Source organism: Rhodococcus sp. UNC23MFCrub1.1 (assembly GCF_000686025.1).
GTDB lineage: Bacteria > Actinomycetota > Actinomycetes > Mycobacteriales > Mycobacteriaceae > Rhodococcoides.
In genome coordinates, this window is the sequence record NZ_JMLQ01000004.1 from 57,450 (window position 1) to 73,728 (window position 16,279).

At 67.0% G+C, this 16,279-nt stretch carries 15 protein-coding genes; 9 read left to right on the forward strand and 6 right to left on the reverse strand.

Annotated features, from left to right (window positions below; translation table 11 throughout):
* Positions 1 to 13: 13 nt before the first annotated feature.
* From BR07_RS24190 to BR07_RS0111140, 3 genes are all read left to right on the forward strand, one after another.
* Positions 14 to 2,311, forward strand: coding sequence for a heavy metal translocating P-type ATPase (locus BR07_RS24190; protein ID WP_037185681.1), 2,298 nt, complete (start codon positions 14 to 16; stop codon positions 2,309 to 2,311).
* Positions 2,312 to 2,387: 76 nt separating this feature from the next.
* Positions 2,388 to 3,119, forward strand: coding sequence for a DsbA family protein (locus BR07_RS0111135; RefSeq protein ID WP_231476298.1), 732 nt, complete (start codon positions 2,388 to 2,390; stop codon positions 3,117 to 3,119).
* Between the two features lie 50 nt (positions 3,120 to 3,169).
* Entirely contained in the window at positions 3,170 to 3,703 is a 534-nt protein-coding gene (locus BR07_RS0111140; RefSeq protein ID WP_027505520.1) for a vitamin K epoxide reductase family protein, read from the forward strand.
* Here BR07_RS0111140 and BR07_RS26970 read toward each other — a convergent pair.
* The 3 genes from BR07_RS26970 to BR07_RS26225 all read right to left on the reverse strand — a co-directional run bounded on the left by BR07_RS26970 (position 3,700) and on the right by BR07_RS26225 (position 6,632).
* Complete coding sequence (locus BR07_RS26970; RefSeq protein WP_155957002.1) at positions 3,700 to 3,870, reverse strand: hypothetical protein; 171 nt, start codon at positions 3,868 to 3,870, stop codon at positions 3,700 to 3,702. The two genes, BR07_RS0111140 and BR07_RS26970, sit on opposite strands and share 4 nt — an antisense overlap.
* A 10-nt stretch (positions 3,871 to 3,880) precedes the next feature.
* A complete protein-coding gene (locus BR07_RS0111150) occupies positions 3,881 to 5,824 on the reverse strand; it encodes a cytochrome c oxidase assembly protein (protein ID WP_027505521.1) in 1,944 nt (647 codons plus the stop codon).
* Positions 5,825 to 5,927: 103 nt separating this feature from the next.
* Positions 5,928 to 6,632, reverse strand: coding sequence for a DUF5134 domain-containing protein (locus tag BR07_RS26225; RefSeq protein WP_051613296.1), 705 nt, complete (start codon positions 6,630 to 6,632; stop codon positions 5,928 to 5,930).
* Positions 6,633 to 6,892: 260 nt separating this feature from the next.
* Here BR07_RS26225 and BR07_RS0111165 point away from each other — a divergent pair, with 260 nt between their 5' ends.
* Genes BR07_RS0111165 through BR07_RS24200 form a run of 6 tightly spaced genes read left to right on the forward strand, consistent with a single transcriptional unit; the run spans position 6,893 to position 13,180 of the window.
* Entirely contained in the window at positions 6,893 to 7,933 is a 1,041-nt protein-coding gene (locus BR07_RS0111165; protein WP_037185744.1) for an ABC transporter substrate-binding protein, read from the forward strand.
* Entirely contained in the window at positions 7,923 to 8,987 is a 1,065-nt protein-coding gene (locus BR07_RS0111170) for a FecCD family ABC transporter permease (protein WP_037185682.1), read from the forward strand. Before BR07_RS0111165 ends, BR07_RS0111170 begins: the two co-directional genes overlap by 11 nt.
* Positions 8,984 to 9,784: an ABC transporter ATP-binding protein gene (locus tag BR07_RS0111175; protein ID WP_197027777.1), complete on the forward strand. Its 801-nt coding sequence runs from the start codon at positions 8,984 to 8,986 to the stop codon at positions 9,782 to 9,784. Before BR07_RS0111170 ends, BR07_RS0111175 begins: the two co-directional genes overlap by 4 nt.
* Positions 9,781 to 11,004, forward strand: a complete 1,224-nt coding sequence (locus tag BR07_RS0111180; protein ID WP_027505525.1) for an MFS transporter — start codon at positions 9,781 to 9,783, stop codon at positions 11,002 to 11,004. Before BR07_RS0111175 ends, BR07_RS0111180 begins: the two co-directional genes overlap by 4 nt.
* Positions 11,001 to 12,233 (forward strand): cytochrome P450, encoded by a 1,233-nt coding sequence (locus BR07_RS0111185; RefSeq protein WP_027505526.1) that lies wholly within the window; start codon positions 11,001 to 11,003, stop codon positions 12,231 to 12,233. The genes BR07_RS0111180 and BR07_RS0111185 overlap by 4 nt, the downstream gene beginning before the upstream one ends.
* Positions 12,230 to 13,180 carry an isocyanide synthase family protein gene (locus tag BR07_RS24200; RefSeq protein WP_051613298.1) on the forward strand — a complete coding sequence of 317 codons (951 nt, stop codon included), beginning with the start codon at positions 12,230 to 12,232 and terminating at the stop codon, positions 13,178 to 13,180. The genes BR07_RS0111185 and BR07_RS24200 overlap by 4 nt, the downstream gene beginning before the upstream one ends.
* Before the next feature lie 97 nt (positions 13,181 to 13,277).
* Here BR07_RS24200 and BR07_RS27345 read toward each other — a convergent pair whose 3' ends face one another.
* The 3 genes from BR07_RS27345 to BR07_RS0111205 form a co-directional block, all read right to left on the reverse strand.
* Positions 13,278 to 13,625, reverse strand: a complete 348-nt coding sequence (locus BR07_RS27345) for a YybH family protein (protein ID WP_027505527.1) — start codon at positions 13,623 to 13,625, stop codon at positions 13,278 to 13,280.
* Positions 13,626 to 13,719: 94 nt separating this feature from the next.
* Positions 13,720 to 14,709, reverse strand: coding sequence for an acyl-CoA dehydrogenase family protein (locus BR07_RS0111200; protein WP_027505528.1), 990 nt, complete (start codon positions 14,707 to 14,709; stop codon positions 13,720 to 13,722).
* A gap of 220 nt (positions 14,710 to 14,929) precedes the next feature.
* Entirely contained in the window at positions 14,930 to 15,958 is a 1,029-nt protein-coding gene (locus BR07_RS0111205) for an LLM class flavin-dependent oxidoreductase (protein WP_027505529.1), read from the reverse strand.
* Between the last annotated feature and the right edge of the window lie 321 nt (positions 15,959 to 16,279).

The following is a 16,279-nucleotide window of genomic DNA, read 5'->3' on the forward strand; positions in this document are numbered from 1 at the left end:
AGAGCTGATCACCATGTCCGTCGGCACCCACCAGAACACTGACATCGCCGACGATGCGACGTCCGTGCGTGTCGCACTCGCCGTCGAGGGCATGACGTGCGGTGCCTGCGCCAACCGGATCGAGCGCAAGCTCAACAAGGTCGACGGGGTGAAGGCCTCGGTGAACTACGCCACCGCGGTCGCCACCATCGAGGCTCCGCCGTCCGTCACCACAGCAGACCTGTGCGGGATGGTCGAGGCCGTCGGATTCACAGCCGCGGAGTTCACCGACGACACCCGCGTCGACACCACGGCCGAGGACGCGCATTCCCGAGACCTGTTCCGCCGTCTCGTCGTCGCCCTGGTTCTGTTCGTTCCGCTGGCCGATCTGTCCATCATGTTCGCCGTCGTGCCCGACACACGCATCACGGGGTGGCAATTCATCCTGCTGGCGCTCGCTGCCCCGGTCGTCCTGTGGTCGGCGTTGCCGTTCCACCGGGCAGCGTTGTCCGGATTCGCGCACCGCACCACCACGATGGACACGTTGGTGTCCACGGGCATCATCGCCGCCACCGGGTGGTCCGTCTACTCGATGTTCTTCCAGACCTCCACGGCGGATCAGACCCGGGGCATCTGGGCGGCCATCACGTCGAGCGATGCGATCTACCTCGAAGTGGCAGCCGGCGTCACAGTGTTCGTACTCGCCGGCCGCTACTTCGAGGCAAAAGCCAAACGCCGCGCCGGCGGCGCCCTTCGAGCTCTCGCCGCTCTGGGAGCTCGGGATGTCTCGGTGCTCGTCCGCGGTGGCGGCGAACTACGGATTCCCGTCTCGGAACTGAAGGAGGGGCAGCAGTTCGTCGTCCGTCCGGGGGAGGTGATCGCCGCGGATGGTCTTGTCGTGGACGGACACTGCACTGTCGACACCAGTGCCATGACCGGTGAGTCGCTTCCCGTCGACAAGGAGGTCGGCACGGCGGTGACCGGCGGCACCGTCGTGCTGGACGGACGTCTCGTCGTCGAGGCCGCCGCGGTCGGGGCCGACACCGCGCTGGCCGGCATGATCAGGTTGGTCGACGCCGCCCAGTCGGGCAAGGCCGATCTGCAGCGCCTGGCGGACCGCATCTCCGGCATCTTCGTTCCCGTGGTGTTCCTGCTCTCGGCCGCGACATTCGCCGGATGGGTTGTCGGCAGCGGCGACATGAACGCAGCGGTCAGCGCTGCACTCGCGGTCCTGATCATCGCCTGTCCCTGTGCGCTGGGCCTGGCCACACCCACAGCGTTGATGGTGGCCTCCGGCCGCGGGGCGCAACTGGGGGTGTTCATCAAGGGACATCAGGCGCTGGAGGCCACACGCACGGTCGACACCGTCGTCTTCGACAAGACCGGGACCATCACCACCGGAGCGCTGACGTTCGAATCGATCGTCGTCGCTCACGGGGAGAACGAGGACGATCTGTTCCGACTCGCCGGAGCCGTGGAGGTCGCATCCGAGCACGCGATCGCGGCCGCGATCGTCGGCGCCGCTCGTGACCGACTGGGGACACTTCCGTCGGTCGACGATTTCGTCGCGCTCCCCGGACTGGGGGCACGAGGGCTCGTGGACGGCCGAGCCGTGGAGATCGGACGGCGGCGATTGTTCGAGGACAGGCAGTGGCCCGTTCCCGGAATTCTCGCCCGTGCACAGCACGAGAGTGAGCAACTCGGAGCGACAGCCGTCTATCTGGCAGTCGACGACCGAGTGCGGGCAGTTCTCGTCGTCTCCGACACGGTCAAGCCGTCCGCCGCGGCGGCCGTCGCGCAGCTGCACGCGCTCGGGCTCCGCACTCTGCTCGTCACGGGAGACAACGCCTACGCCGCGCAGGCAGTCGCCGACGCCGTGGGCATCACCGACGTCGTCGCCGAGGTGCTCCCCGAGGGCAAGGTCGAGATCGTCTCGTCGCTGCGCGAGAGCGGCCGCACGGTCGCCATGGTGGGCGACGGCATCAACGACGGACCGGCCCTCGCCACAGCGGACCTCGGTCTGGCGATCGGTGCGGGGACCGATGTCGCCATCGGTGCCGCCGACATCATCGTCGTCCGGGACGACCTCGGCGCCGTGGTGGATTCCCTGGGCCTGGCGAAGGCCACGCTCGCGACGATCAAGGGAAACATGGTGTGGGCGTTCGGCTACAACGTCGCCGCCATCCCCGTCGCAGCGGCCGGACTGCTCACTCCGCTGCTGGCCGGGGCGGCCATGGCGTTCTCCTCGTTCTTCGTCGTCTCGAACTCTCTGCGACTACGCCGTTTCACAACCTCCAACTCGGTCACCGGCGAGCGGGAATCGCCGCGCTGAGGGTTCGCGGGAACTTTCTCGATGGAGCGGCCGACTTCTCTTCCATCACCACTCCACGAAAAGAGAGAACCACATCGTGTCCAAGACCGACCGTGTCCAGCGTACTGCGCTGGCGGAAGCCGAACGCAGACGTTCGGTGCTCATCCGCGCCGGAATCACCGCCGCCCTGGTCGTTTTCGCGCTGGTCGTGGGCATCGTGGTCATCTCCGGCCGCGACACCCCCGGCGCAGCGGCTGCGCCGGCGTCGGTCACCGACACCGGCGCCCTGCGCGCAGCCGAGCCCGACGTCGAGACCCTCGGCGGCGGGCAGACACCCACACGAGTCCTGACGATCTACGAGGACTTCCAGTGCCCGAGCTGTCGAGCCTTCGAAGCCACCTTCGGTAGTGCTCTCGACGAGCTCCGCACGAGCGGGGCCGCGGCGATCGACTACCACCCGATCGCAATTCTCGACAGGATGTCGACCACCGACTACTCCACACGCGCTGCCAACGCGTCCCTGTGCGTGGCTGATTCGTCGATGGACAACTGGCTGCGCTTCCATTCGTCAGCCTACGAACAGCAGCCCGCCGAAGGTGGTGCCGGACTGACGGACGATCAGCTCACCGAGATGGCCGTGGCGGCGGGTGCACCCGAGACGGTCGGCGAGTGCATCGCCGACGGAACCCACACCGACTGGGTCGCCTCCTCCACCCAGTCGGTGCTAGAGACCAACGTGAATTCGACTCCGACCGTCCTGCTCAACGGCGAACCCCTCCAGCTGACAACCCCCGAGGCACTGACCGCCGCCGTGCTCGCGATCTCGTGACCGACGTCCTCGCGAGCACCGAGGTGTCCGGACGCCCCCCGCTCGGCCGCATCGCGGGCGGGGGGATCCTCGTCGCCGGGGCGATCGGACTCCTGGCGGCGCTGGTGTTGGTCATCGAGCGATATCGGCTGTTGCTCGATCCCAGCTATGTACCGTCCTGCAGTCTCAACCCGGTTCTGTCGTGCGGGTCGGTGATGACCACGCCGCAGGCCGAGCTGTTCGGCTTCCCCAACCCCATCCTGGGAATCCCCGCGTTCACGGTGGTGGTGGTGACAGGCGTCCTCTGTCTCGGCGGTGTCCGTGTCCCGCGGTGGTACTGGGCAGGGTTGGCGATCGGACTGTCGGCCGGGGTGGTGTTCGTGCACTGGTTGATCTTTCAGAGCCTGTACCGGATCGGCGCACTGTGTCCCTACTGCATGGTCGTGTGGGCGGTCACTGTGCCGCTGTGGGTGGTCGCGGTCTCCCGCGCGACGCAGTGGGCACCGTTCGTCAGATGGAGATGGACCATCGTCGCGCTCTGGTTCACCGCAGTGATCCTGTTGTGCGGGGAACGATTCCTCGACTACTGGCAGACCCTGCTCTAGCTCGGATACGGCACTGTCCCAGCCGCATCGACGCCGACGACGACCGCGAGCAGGGCAATCGCCAGGATTCCGACCAGTCGCGCGTCCCGCCGGTGTTCGACCCGTGCTCCCAACCACGACGCCAACGCGACGAGAACGACGAGAACCACGAGATGGACGTCGATCATGCGCGCACGTTCACTTCCGCGTTCTCGACAACTGGGCCAGCATCGCGTTGTAGGCCGCGAGCTCGTCGTCGTCGGTGCGATCGGCTGCCCGGTCCTCCCGCACCTCGGTCTTCCTGTCCTGGCGCGCCCACTGCGTCACCAGAGCGAGGACGACCATCACCAGCGGGACCTCGCTCGACGCCCACGCCAAGCCCCCGCCGAAGCGCTGATCACTCGCGAGGTCCTGGACCCAGGGGAGGTCGAGGTACCGATAGAACGTACCGCCGATGAGACGGTCCATCGTCATCACCGCGATACCGAAGAACGCGTGAAAGGGCATGGCCGCGAACAGCAACGCCAGCCGACCGAGGTGCGGTAGACGCTTCGGGCCCGGATCGATCCCGATGATGACCCAGTAGTAGAGGTACCCGGTGACGATGAAATGGATGTTCATGAGTTCGTGACCCCAGTGGTACCGCACCAACTCGTCGAACAGTGGGCTGAAGTACACCGCGAACGGTGAGAGCACGAACAGTCCGACGGCGACAGCCGGGTTGGACAGAACTCGAAGTAGCGGTGAGTGCACGACCATGACGATCCATTCGCGCGGCCCGGGGGCGTTGCCGTCCCGCGCGGCCGGCAGTGCGCGGAGCGCAAGAGTGACCGGCCCGCCGAGAACGAGCAGCACAGGAACGAACATGTTCAACGTCATGTGCACGCCCATGTGGACGCCGAACATCGCCGAACCGTAGGCGCCCACCCCGGAACTGGTCGCCACCAACAGGGTCAGGCACCCTGATGCCCAGGCGACGGTGCATCCGAGCGGCCACGGGTCGCCGCGCCTGCGCAGGCGGACGACGGCCCACCCGTACAGCCCGGCCAACAGGACCGCGCCTGCGCCGGTGACGAAGTCGAAGCGCCAGAACGAGGCGAACTGCGAGAGCGACGGGGGACCAGTGGGCTGAAACCCGAGAAAGACGTCATAGACGGTGGACGCGGTGACCAGAAAAGCCGGAGCAGGCCGCACGGCCATGAGCACGACCAGCGCCCAGACGAACACCAGGATCACCGACGACGCCTGTGCCGACACTCGCATGTACCGATCGGACGGAGGACGCCGAACAGCCGCAGTCACGGCGAGGACCGCGGAGACCAGGACGAGTGCCCCTGCCACGAGGGCGAATCGGCCGTACTCCGAATTGAACACAGCTCCCGACGGAAGGAGGATGACGGCCACCACGATCGCTGGTCCCACGGTGAGAACCGCCGCGCACGAGGCGACGACACGATGCCGGGACACGGCCAGGTCGCATTCGCGCGCGTCGCGTCCGTCCACGCGCAGGATCATCGAGCGCAACGAGATCGCGGCGCCGGTCCACACGGAGAAGGCGACCATCGCCACGATGACTGCGCTGGTACCGATGTCGTGATCGCGGCCCTGCCCGGCGTTGCCGATCACCCAGGCCGGGAGAATCCCGATCACGGAGACAGCGGCCGACGCGGCTAGCGGTACCCAGTTCAGAGTCCAACGCGTGAGGACGACCACGGCGAGAGCGGCGACTGCGCTCACCATCCACGCCTTCGGTGCCTCGTTCGGCGCCACGAGGTCGAGAAGTGCGCCGCGCCGCACGGCATCGCCCAGACCGATCCCGGTGGCATCCGCCGCGGACACCGGAATCAATGCTGCGGACGACATCAGCCAGACGGAGCTGGAACGCGCGGCGATCAACAGTGCCGCATAGCCCTCCGGGCCGATGCGCCCGGACTTGGTGACCCGTGTGCAGGTGAGTGCGTGCACCAGCGCCCCGAGCGTGACCGCGCCGGACAGGGCAGCGACGAACCGCAGCACCACGTACAGCTGAGAGGTGACGATGCCGGGATACGAGTCTCCGCTCGCGAGGTAGCGGGTGTCACCGGAGACCGCGGTGACCGACACGACGAGGCCGACTGCGACGACGATCGTCGCAGTGAGCACATGGGTCGAGAGTGTGCGAGAGGGCCGCGACGACGCGTCTCCTGACGAACGCATCCCCGGTGTCATCGGCCGCTGCACTGGTCACGGTGGGTCGAGGAAGACGTCACATCACTCCCATCATGATGGCCATCCCGCCGGCCATGGCCACCTCGCACGCGGCGGCGACGGTCTGCGGCTGGTACACGCGTCCCACGGTGGCCACTGCACCGCGCTCCGCGGTGGTGGGGGCCAGGGCGGCGTCCTGTTCGACTGCGAACATGCGGTGGAGCCAGAGGATCGCGGCCGCGGCGAACGCCAGCGTCAGAGCGAAAGATACGAGGGAGACCCACTCCGAACCCGCGCTCGTCCGAGCAGAAGTCTCCATCGCCGCGTGATGGGCGTGCGCGGACGCGTCACCAGCCATCGAATCGCCACCGGAATGATCGTGTGCGGCGGTGTCGGGCAACCACCCGGCCATGACGACCACCATCCACACCATCGCGGCCATCATGAATGCGTGATAAGCGGCCATCACGGGACCATGACGACCGACGTCCACCCGTCGCCGCACACTCGCGAGAACACCCTGCGCGGCCGTGAACACGAACCACAGGGTGGCCGCACCGAAGAAGACACCCTGGGGGAGCAGGGGTACAACAAGGCCCCACGGCCACGCCATCGCGATCATCGCCACACACATCGCCAGGTGCAGGCCGTGATCGATCACACCGCGGGTCCGCCCGACGTGGGCCAGCCGCGACACGCAGTAGCCGGCGGCGGCGACGAACAGGGCCGTACAGATCCAGCGCAACGTGCCATCGGCGATCACGACCGGTCCTCGTCCACGATCGAGGTGGGCATCACACGTGGCTGCATGCGCGGTTCGTTCCTCTGCTCGGGCCGCACGGGCGCGTAGGCCCGTGATCGTCCACCAGTGGTCGGGTGCCGCGTACCGAAAGTTCCCGACAGTCCCGGTTCGACTCGACGACCGCGCTCTCGAAGCCGAAACCGATGCACCACAACCGCACTCGTCCGGACGAATTCCCGACGGAGGGGAACCCGACCGCGCCCACAGCCGACTACCGAGGCATGAACACTCGTACCTTCTCGACGGCGCTCGTCGCTGTGGCCCTGGTGGCGTCCGCGTGCACACGGACCGTGGACGCACCCGATCCGACGGCGGACGGAGGTGCCGTCCGGCCCGCGCCTTTCCCCGTCACGGTGGCGGACTGTGCCGGTGAGCCCACCACGTTCGACGGGCCACCGGCGACGGTGGTGACAGCCAATCTGGCCGCACTCGAGCTGGTGATCCGTCTGGGGCGGGCGGACAGTGTCGCCGGAACCGGGTGGGCGTCCGGAGTGTCCACGCTCCCGGACGACGTCCGCGAGGCCGCGGAGACGGTTCCCGTGTTGTCGACCGGTGGCATTCCCAAGGAGGTCCTGCTCACCACCGGAGCGCAGGCGTACATCGACGCCTTCGGATCGATGCAGATGATGGGGGGAGACGGATTGTCCGAGGAGGAGATGACCGCTGCCGATATGCGACACGTGGTGCTGTCGTCGAGTGCCTGCGCAGCGACACTCCAGGGTGCCCGCACGGACCTGGACGCCGTCTACCGCGACATCGAGAGCATCGGCGCGATCCTCGACGCATCTGCCCCCGCAGCCGACCTCGTGGCCGACATGAAGGACACGATCGCCGAGGTCGCCGTCGCACATCCACCGCGGGACGACCGACCGACAGTGTTCTACTACTCGCCGGACCACACCACGCAGGGGATGACCACGGTCGGCGGTAAGCAGATCGCGAACGCCATCTACGAATTGGCCGGAGCCCGTAACGCATTCACCGACGATGCGACGAGCATGCGACCCGTGTCCTGGGAAGACGTCATCGCCGCCGACCCTGATTTCATCCAGATCGCTGTCAGGAACAAGGCATCCGCCGCGGAGCAGTCCGCCGCGTACGCTGCAGCGCTCGAAACTCTCCGCAGCGATCCGCGAGCGCGTGACCTTCGCGCCGTCCGCGAGCAAAGTTTCATCGACCTGGGTGCGGAGGAGACCACGCTCCCCGGCATCGCCAACGCGGCCGCCGTGGCGACCATCGCGAACGCCGTCGATGGTTCGTGACCGCGGTGCCGCGCTGCTCACCGGCGCCACCACGGTCCTGCTCGTCGCGGGATTCACACTGGCGGTGAGCTACGGATCGACGTCGGTTCCCGTGTCGACCGTGTGGTCGACCGTTCGAGGAGGTCTGCTCGGTACACCCTTCGCCCCCGGCACGATCGATCTCATCGTGTGGCAGGTGCGCATTCCACGCCCCATCCTCGCCGTCGTCGTGGGTGCCGGTCTGGGGACGGTCGGGGTCGCCGTGCAGGCGCTGGTGCGCAACGATCTCGCGGATCCGTACCTCCTCGGTATCTCCTCGGGAGCCTCCGTCGGTGCCGTGTGGGTGTTGGTGTTCGGGGGTGGCGTCGTCGGGACGCTCGTCGGCATCATCGGATCCGCGGTGGTCCTTCCCGTTGCGGCGTTCCTCGGTGCTCTCATCGCCCTCGCGGTCGTGTGGTCGGTGACCAGAGCCGCGGGCGGCATCGGCGGAGCCTTCGGGCCCACCCGACTCGTCCTGACCGGAGTCACCGTCGGCCAGATCCTCACCGCGATCACCAGTTTCATGGTGCTGCAGACCGACGACCAGGCGCAGACCCGCAGTGTCCTGTTCTGGCTGATGGGCTCGCTCGGCGGGGCCACCTGGTCGCAGCTACCTGTCACCGTCATCGGGGTCGCACTCGGCGCGGCAGTGCTCTACGGCCGTGCCCGCCACCTCAATGCTCTCGCGCTCGGCGACGAGACCGCGTCCTCTCTGGGCATCTCCGTGCTCCGTGTCCGCCGGGAGGTGTTCGTCGTCGTCAGCCTGATGACGGGGGTCATCGTCGCCGTGTCGGGAGCGATCGGATTCATCGGGTTGCTCGTCCCTCACCTGTGCCGCTTCGTCGTCGGCGTCGACCATCGCCGGCTGCTTCCCGCCGCGGCTCTGGTCGGGGCGACGCTGATGGTGTTCGTCGATCTGTCGTGCCGTGTCGCAGCGCGTCTGGTTCATCAGGAACTGCCCGTGAACGTGGTCACCGCCGCGCTCGGAGGCCCGGTCCTGCTCGTACTTCTCATGACACGGACCGGCCGCCCATGACCGACACCGGACCACCGCCAGTGTCGCTGTCGATCGAGAAGTTGTCGGTTCGACTGTCCGGCAACGACATCGTCTCCGATGTCTCCGTCCTCGCTCGGGCAGGGTGCATCACCGGGATCATCGGACCCAACGGCAGCGGCAAGTCGACCCTGCTCCGCACGGTCTACCGCCACGTGTCACCGACGCACGGGCGCATCGTCGTCGGTGATCGCGACCTGTCGGCCATGTCCACCGAGGCGTCGGCCCGCCTCGTCGCCGCGGTACCGCAGGAACGAGAGGGCGCACCGGGTGCGACCGTACGTGACGTCGTCGCGCTCGGCCGGATCCCGCACCAGTCGAGCTTCCGCCGCGAGTCGTCGGAGGACCGCGCGGTGATCGATCGAGCTCTCGCCGATGTGGAGATCGAGGATCTCGCAGCCAGGACCTTCCAGTCGTTGTCCGGCGGGGAGAAGCAGAGAGCGCTGCTGGCTCGATGCTTCGCTCAGGGGGCCGGGGTGTTCGTGCTCGACGAGCCGACCAATCACCTCGACCTCGCGCACCAGGTACAGATGCTGGCGTTGCTCGAGCGCACGGGCTGCACCTGCCTGATCACGCTGCACGATCTCGGCGTCGCCGCTGCGGTGTGCGACGAGGTGCACGTGTTGTCGAAGGGCGCCATCGTGGCGTCAGGTCCGCCCTCGGCGGTCCTGACCGGTGCGCTGCTCCGAGACGTGTTCGGCGTGCGTGCGGCAATCGGAAGACATCCGCTCACCGGAGGCGTGCAGATCTCGGTGGACTACCTGAGCGAAGCGACATGACGGTGAGCCCGATCGTCCGTAGCGGTGACCGTTGGATCGTCGTCGTCGCTGCCGGGATTCTCTCGTTCACGGCGATGATGGAGATGTCCGCGTTGAATCTTGCTCTGCCGGCGATCGCTCGACACACGGGGACGACGACAACGGTCGCGCAGATCGCCATCATCGGATATCAGGCGATGCTGACGATCTGCCTGATTCCGGCCGGGCGTTTCCTCGCCGCGCACGACGCGCGCCGCACTGTCCTCGGCGCACTGACTCTCTTCGCCGCCACCGGAGTGCTCGCCGCGTTCGCGCCCGGCGACGAGATCGGCATCGTGTGGACCACGGCGTGGCGAACGCTGCAGGGTGCGGCGGCGGCGGTTCTGTTCGTCTGCATGCCGCTGCTGTCGACGGGAGCGGTGTCCCCGCAGCGTCGAGCTCGTGCCCTGAGCGTGACCACAGGACTCGGGTCACTCGGGATCGTGATGGGCCCGGTTCTGGCCGGTCCGCTCATCGACAATTTCGGTTGGCAGTCCGCGCTGCTCCTCAAGATTCCGGCGTGTGTCGCCGCCGGGTGGATTCTCGCGCGGACGCCGCCGGGGTCGCTCGCCGGGGCACGTGGCCGACCGCCGCGGAGCGACGGTGGCCGGCCGGAGGACGAGACACCGACGAAACACATCGTGCTGGCTGTGGGTCTGGTCGCGAGTGCTGCATCCGTGGTCCCGCTAGGGGTGTCGATCGCCCTGCAAGCGGCAGGCGGGTCCGCCACCGACGCAGCGATGGTCATCATCGTCCAGGCGGCCGCCATGGCTGCGGTCGGTCTCGTCGCGGGCATGCTCGCCGATCGCATCGGACCGTCTCGACTCGTCGTGATCGGGGTTGCGGCGGTGACTGTCGGACTCGTCGCGATGGTCCTGCACCGCGGCGACTGGAGCATCGGCGAGCTGGCATGGCGATTGGCGCTGGTCGGGGTAGGCATGGGGCTCTACGGAGGCCCTGCGCAGGCATGGGTGATGTCCTCGGTCGCTCCGGCACGGGCCGCGATCGCGGCATCGCACATGCAACTCGCCAGAACCACAGGCTTCATCGTCGGGCCTCTCGTCGCGGCGTCGCTCTGGACGGCGCCCGTCGTACCCAATCCCGCTCTCACCGTCGCCGCCGCGGTCGCCGCGTGCGCCGCCATCCTGCTTGCCCACCACCGAACTCACCATCGCACCACGTCACGAGAGGACACCCGATGACAGACCGCACCCTGCTGGACGGATCTCGCTACCGCGCCGACCCGTATCCGCTGTTCGCAACCCTGACCTCGTCCGGGACCGTGCACGCGGTCTCCTTCCCGGCGCTCGACGCCTGGCTGATCACCGGACACGCCGCTGCACGACGCGCGCTGACGGACCAACGACTGGGGAAGGACCACGCCAGAGCGAACTCCGAGTTCCTGGCCAAGGCGTCGATCATGCCCGAGCCGCAACGATCCCGGCTGCAGAAGCACCTGCTCCACAGGGACGAACCGCACCACACACGGATGCGATCACTGGTCACAGACCACCTCTCGGCACGCCGATCCGAAGCCCACCGCGATGCGATCAGAGCCGACATCGATGCTTTGATCGACGCGATGCCGGCGACGGCGGACGATCGACCGGTGGATCTGGTCGCTGCCGTCGCCGAGGCGCTGCCGATGCTCGCCCTCGCTCGCGCGATCGGGCTACCGGATCATCTGCGGGACCGATTCGAGCCCGAGTGGCGGACCGTGGTCGCTCCGGTTCCGCCAGGACACCCGCGACGAGAGCGCTACGAGAACAACCTCGTGGAACTGCAGGACTACATAAACGACGTGGTACTCGAGTCCCGTGACGAGACCGTGCTCGGCGACATCGTTCGCGCCGCCGACGCAGCGATCATCACTGTGCAGGAACGAGACTCGATGATCTTTCAACTGTTCGCCGCCGGCCAGGATCCGGTGGCCGCACAACTCGAACTGGCCCTCGTCGGAGTGCTCGAACGCCCGGTCGTTCTCCAGCAGCTTCGGAACCATCCCGACCTCGTACCGTCCGCCGTCGAAGAGCTGCTCCGCCACGATTCGGCCTTCAATCTGACGACGTGGAGGTTCCTCGAGGCGGACGGTCACATCGACGGTGTGGCGGTGCCGGCCGGTGACTCGGTCATCGTGGCTCTGGGAGCGGCCAATCGGGACCCCGAGGTCTTCGAGTGTCCTCACGACGTGCGCATCGACCGATCGCCGAATCCGCACCTCGCATTCGGATACGGGCGTCATGCGTGCCCGGCAGCGGGTCTGGCGCGCGTCGAGCTGCAGGAAGCGTTGACGGCATTGATCATTCGCTTGGACGGGCTCAGGCCTGCTTACGACCGCAACGACGACCTCGACTGGTCGAGTTCACCGATCACCCGGGCTGTCGCCGCGCTGCCGGTGCACTACTCGTGCCGACGGAGTGCGAGCGCATGACCGTCACGCTTCCCCGTCATCTGAGAGACGACGTGACGATGGCGGAGAACATTCTCGAGATACTTCTCGGTCGCCGCCGCGCGGTGCCCGGCGAGGCACCGACCGCGGTTCCGGCAGCGCTCGAGGCGTCGACGCAGTTCGCGCAGATCATGGCTCACGTTCTGCAGCAGCGTCCCATTCGGATGACGCTGCCCGCCTTTCCCTGTAAGTCGCCGAGTCCGGACAAGGTGTGTGGAGTTCTGCCCGACGAAGGAGAACGTCTCGCCCTGATGGAGCTCGATGATCTGTGTCGGCGCATCGGCGAGATCTACGAACCGGGGGCGACACTGACCATCTGCTCGGACGGTCACGTCTTCGCCGACCACATCGGTGTGGACGACGGCGCCATCACCGAGTACGGCACCGCCCTGCGTGCACTCCTCGACGCCCAGCGCCTCGGCCATCTCGAATGGTTCGATCTCGGCGCACTCTGGCCGGGTCGCACCTTCGAGGACAAACGAACACTGCTCGACACCGCCTGGTGTGACGGACCCGAGGAAGTTCGAGCACGCGCCCGACACGACGAGGCAGCCGCGCGGCAGCTCAGAGGGGTGATCAAGTTCCTGGCCGAGGACGCTCCGAGCGGTGACGGCCACACCAGGTCGTACCGACATCGCCGAGCGAAGATCGCTGCGCGACACGTCGTGTCGCGAAGTCAAGGGTGGGGTCGGGTGATCGCCGCGCACCTCCCGAATCACGTGCGTCTGTCGATTCACCCGCAACCGCGCGGAGCGGACAAGCTGGGGATTCGACTGCTCGACCATGCTGATGCGTGGACCACGCCGTGGCATTCCGTGGTTCTCTACAACGCCGATGGAATGCCTGAACTGGTACGCCACGAACACGCGCGGCGCTGCGGCATCCCCCGATTACGCGACGGACGCATCTCGCACTACGTCGTCACGTGACTCAGACAACCCCTTCGGCCGGTCCTGCAGCCGCCCCCTGCGGCGGTTACAGGACCGGCCGAAGGGGGCGTTCGTGACAATCCGCGAGGATGTGCTGTCAGGAACCGGCCCAGACGCAGTCGATGAAGAACCGCCATCCGCCATCGGATCCGCGGTGCGCCACGTCTGCGCTCCGACCCGTCGTCTCGGCCGAAGTTCCGTCCGGCCCTACTACGGTGATCGCGTAGTCGTTGAGAACGAGGGCGTGGTCACCCACCTGTTGAACCCACGTCACGTTCGACTTCACGCTCGGTGGCGGATCGACCATGGCGGTCACCACTGCCCTGATCTCATCTGTTCCTCGTGCCACAGTCCCGAACTCCGGTGAGAACGTGGCATCGTCGTCGTACATCGACATCAACCCTTCGACGTCGCCTGCATTGAGGTACTGCGAGTAGATGCGCACCAGGTCGGTGGGTGTCGCAGCCTTCTCGTATGTGACTGGGGGGGGTGGACATTCTGATCCCTCTCTCATCGGGTGGACGGTGTAGGTGGTCGGCTCAGAAGTAGGGGTCACGGGTGGGCGGTTCCAGGCCGAGTTCGAGGCGACCGTAGAACTCGCCGACGGTCTGGAAGTTGAAGACGACATGGGTGGCGATGGCATGGGCGTCTCGCCATGCTCGCTGGATCGGGTTGCTCACGTACATTCCGCGCGCCCCGGCCATGCGCTGCATTCGATCGAGGGCAGAGAGGATCACCTTGACCGAGTAGACGTTGTCTCGTCGGCACTCGACGCGCGTCTTCAGATCCAGAGCGGCGGGATTCAAAATTCGACGGCCGGTGCGCTCGAGCAGCAGCTGGGCGGAGTCGAGTTCGACTGCGGTCTCCGTGAGTTCCGCCTGTGTGGAGGGATGCTCGGCAACCCCGGCGCCGGTCACGCTGGAGGCGCGGGACTTGGTCCATTCCCGGAGGTACTCGTAGGCGCCGCGGGCCGCGCCGAGTGCGACGTACGCGGCGTTGTACGAGAAGCCGGGGGCCAGGGGAACCTGGTACAGCGAGCTTCCGAGGGACTCGACGCCCGGTCCGACGCCGTCACGGGCCCACTCGAACGGCATGACCCGGTGGGTGGGAACGAACGCATTCTCGACGACGGTGTCGTGGCTGCCGGACGCGGACAGGCCGACGTTGTGCCACGTGTCCTCCCACGTGAAATCGCCCGGGGCGATCAGGAACATGTGGAGCTTGGGCGGTGTCTGGCCTTCGATGAAGGCCCCCAGGATGGTCCACTCGTCGTGGATGATGCCGCTGCTCCACGGCCAACGGCCGTCGAGCACGTAGCCTCCGTCGACGGCTTTCGCCTTGCCCATCGGAGCGAAGATTCCGCCGATGCTGACATCGGGTCCGTCGGACCAGACGTCGGCCTGTGCCTGCTCGGGGAAGTGGGACAGAAGCCAGGAGTGGGCACCGAGGAACGAGGCGAGCCATGCAGACGAGGTGCAGCCTCGGTACCCCCGACGGGGGACTGCTGCGCGGCGGTGTCCGAGGAACACGACACGGCAGCGACAGCCAGAACGGCGAATGCCGCTGGGAGAGGGGCGCGTCCGGCGGCAGTGCGCGAGGAGGGAGTGGGAACGGTGACGGGCGGTGTACACCGGTACGCACAGGTGTTCCCAGGTGCTCAATGGCGACCGAAGTCGGGACCACTCGGGTGCCGTAGATGCCCAACCTGCCGTGCGACGGTTGGGCAGCTCGTGACGATCAAGCCCACGCTCAGAGATCGGCCACCAGCGGTGCGACCTCCGTTCCCAGTAGCTCAATGCCGCGGAGCAGATCACTGTGAGCCAAGCGGGGATTGGTCATCTGCAGGGACAGCCGATCCACACCGCCGAGCTGTTCGCCCACTCGCGCGATCTTGTCGGCCACCGTCTGCGGGTCACCCATGAAAAAGGCACCGTTAGGTCCGGACGTGGCATCGAACTGCGCTCGGGTCGGTCGCGCGAATCCTCGCTCCCGCGAGATCTTCGTGAACATCTCGTTCCACCCGGGGTAGATGGTGTCCGCCGCCGCCTGCGTGCTCTCCGCGACGAACCCGAACACGTGCAGGCCCACCTTCAGCTTCTCCGGCGCATGACCTGCCTGTGCACCCGCGCGGCGGTACAGATCGACGAGCGGCGCGAACTGGCGCGGCTCACCGCCGATGATCGCGATCATCAGCGGCAACCCCAACAGACCTGCGCGAGCGAATGATTCGGGACTGCCGCCGACACCCACCCAGATCGGCAGAGGATCCTGCATGGGACGCGGATAGATGCTCTGCCGCGTCAGCGCCGGCCGGTGCTTGCCCGACCACGTCACCTCGACGTTGTCCCGGATCTGCAGCAGCAGCTCGAGCTTCTCGATGAACAGCGAGTCGTAGTCGGCCAGGTCCAGACCGAACAAGGGAAACGACTCGGTGAACGAGCCGCGGCCCACGACCAGATCCGTCCGCCCCTTCGAGATCAGATCCAGGGTGGCGAATTCCTGGAAAACTCGCACCGGATCGTCCGCGCTGAGTACCTTGACCGCACTGCCCAGCCGGATTCGTTCCGTGCGAGCTGCCGCGGCCGCGAGGATGATCGATGGAGCGGAATCGAAGTACTCGCTGCGGTGGTGCTCGCCGATCCCGAACGAGTAAAGACCCACCCGGTCGGCGAGGGTGATCTCCTCGAGCAGGTGCTCCATTCGCTCGGCAGCGCCGATCACGCGGCCGTCGGTCGGGTCGGTCACGGAGGACACGAAGCTGTCCACACCTACATGCATTGCTGAACCTCTCGGTCGGGGCCACGACGTCGACCCTGGTTTAGTTTACAAGTCAACCATCTCGACCGAGAAACTGTTCCCAGGGCAGGGACTCGCACCCTGGACCTTTACTGACACTCGACGGCTGTGCCGCCCCGCAACCTGGCACCCGGGGCGCCAACTGGGACAAGAACACAACACAGCTCGACGAGCACCACCTCGCGCAGTACAGCCAGACACAGCTACCTCTACCGAGCCGGAAGAAACACTCCATGACCGAGCCTCTCAGCTTCAAGGTCGTGGTATCGAGACGGCGGCGATACGCCGCAGCGACGGATGGAC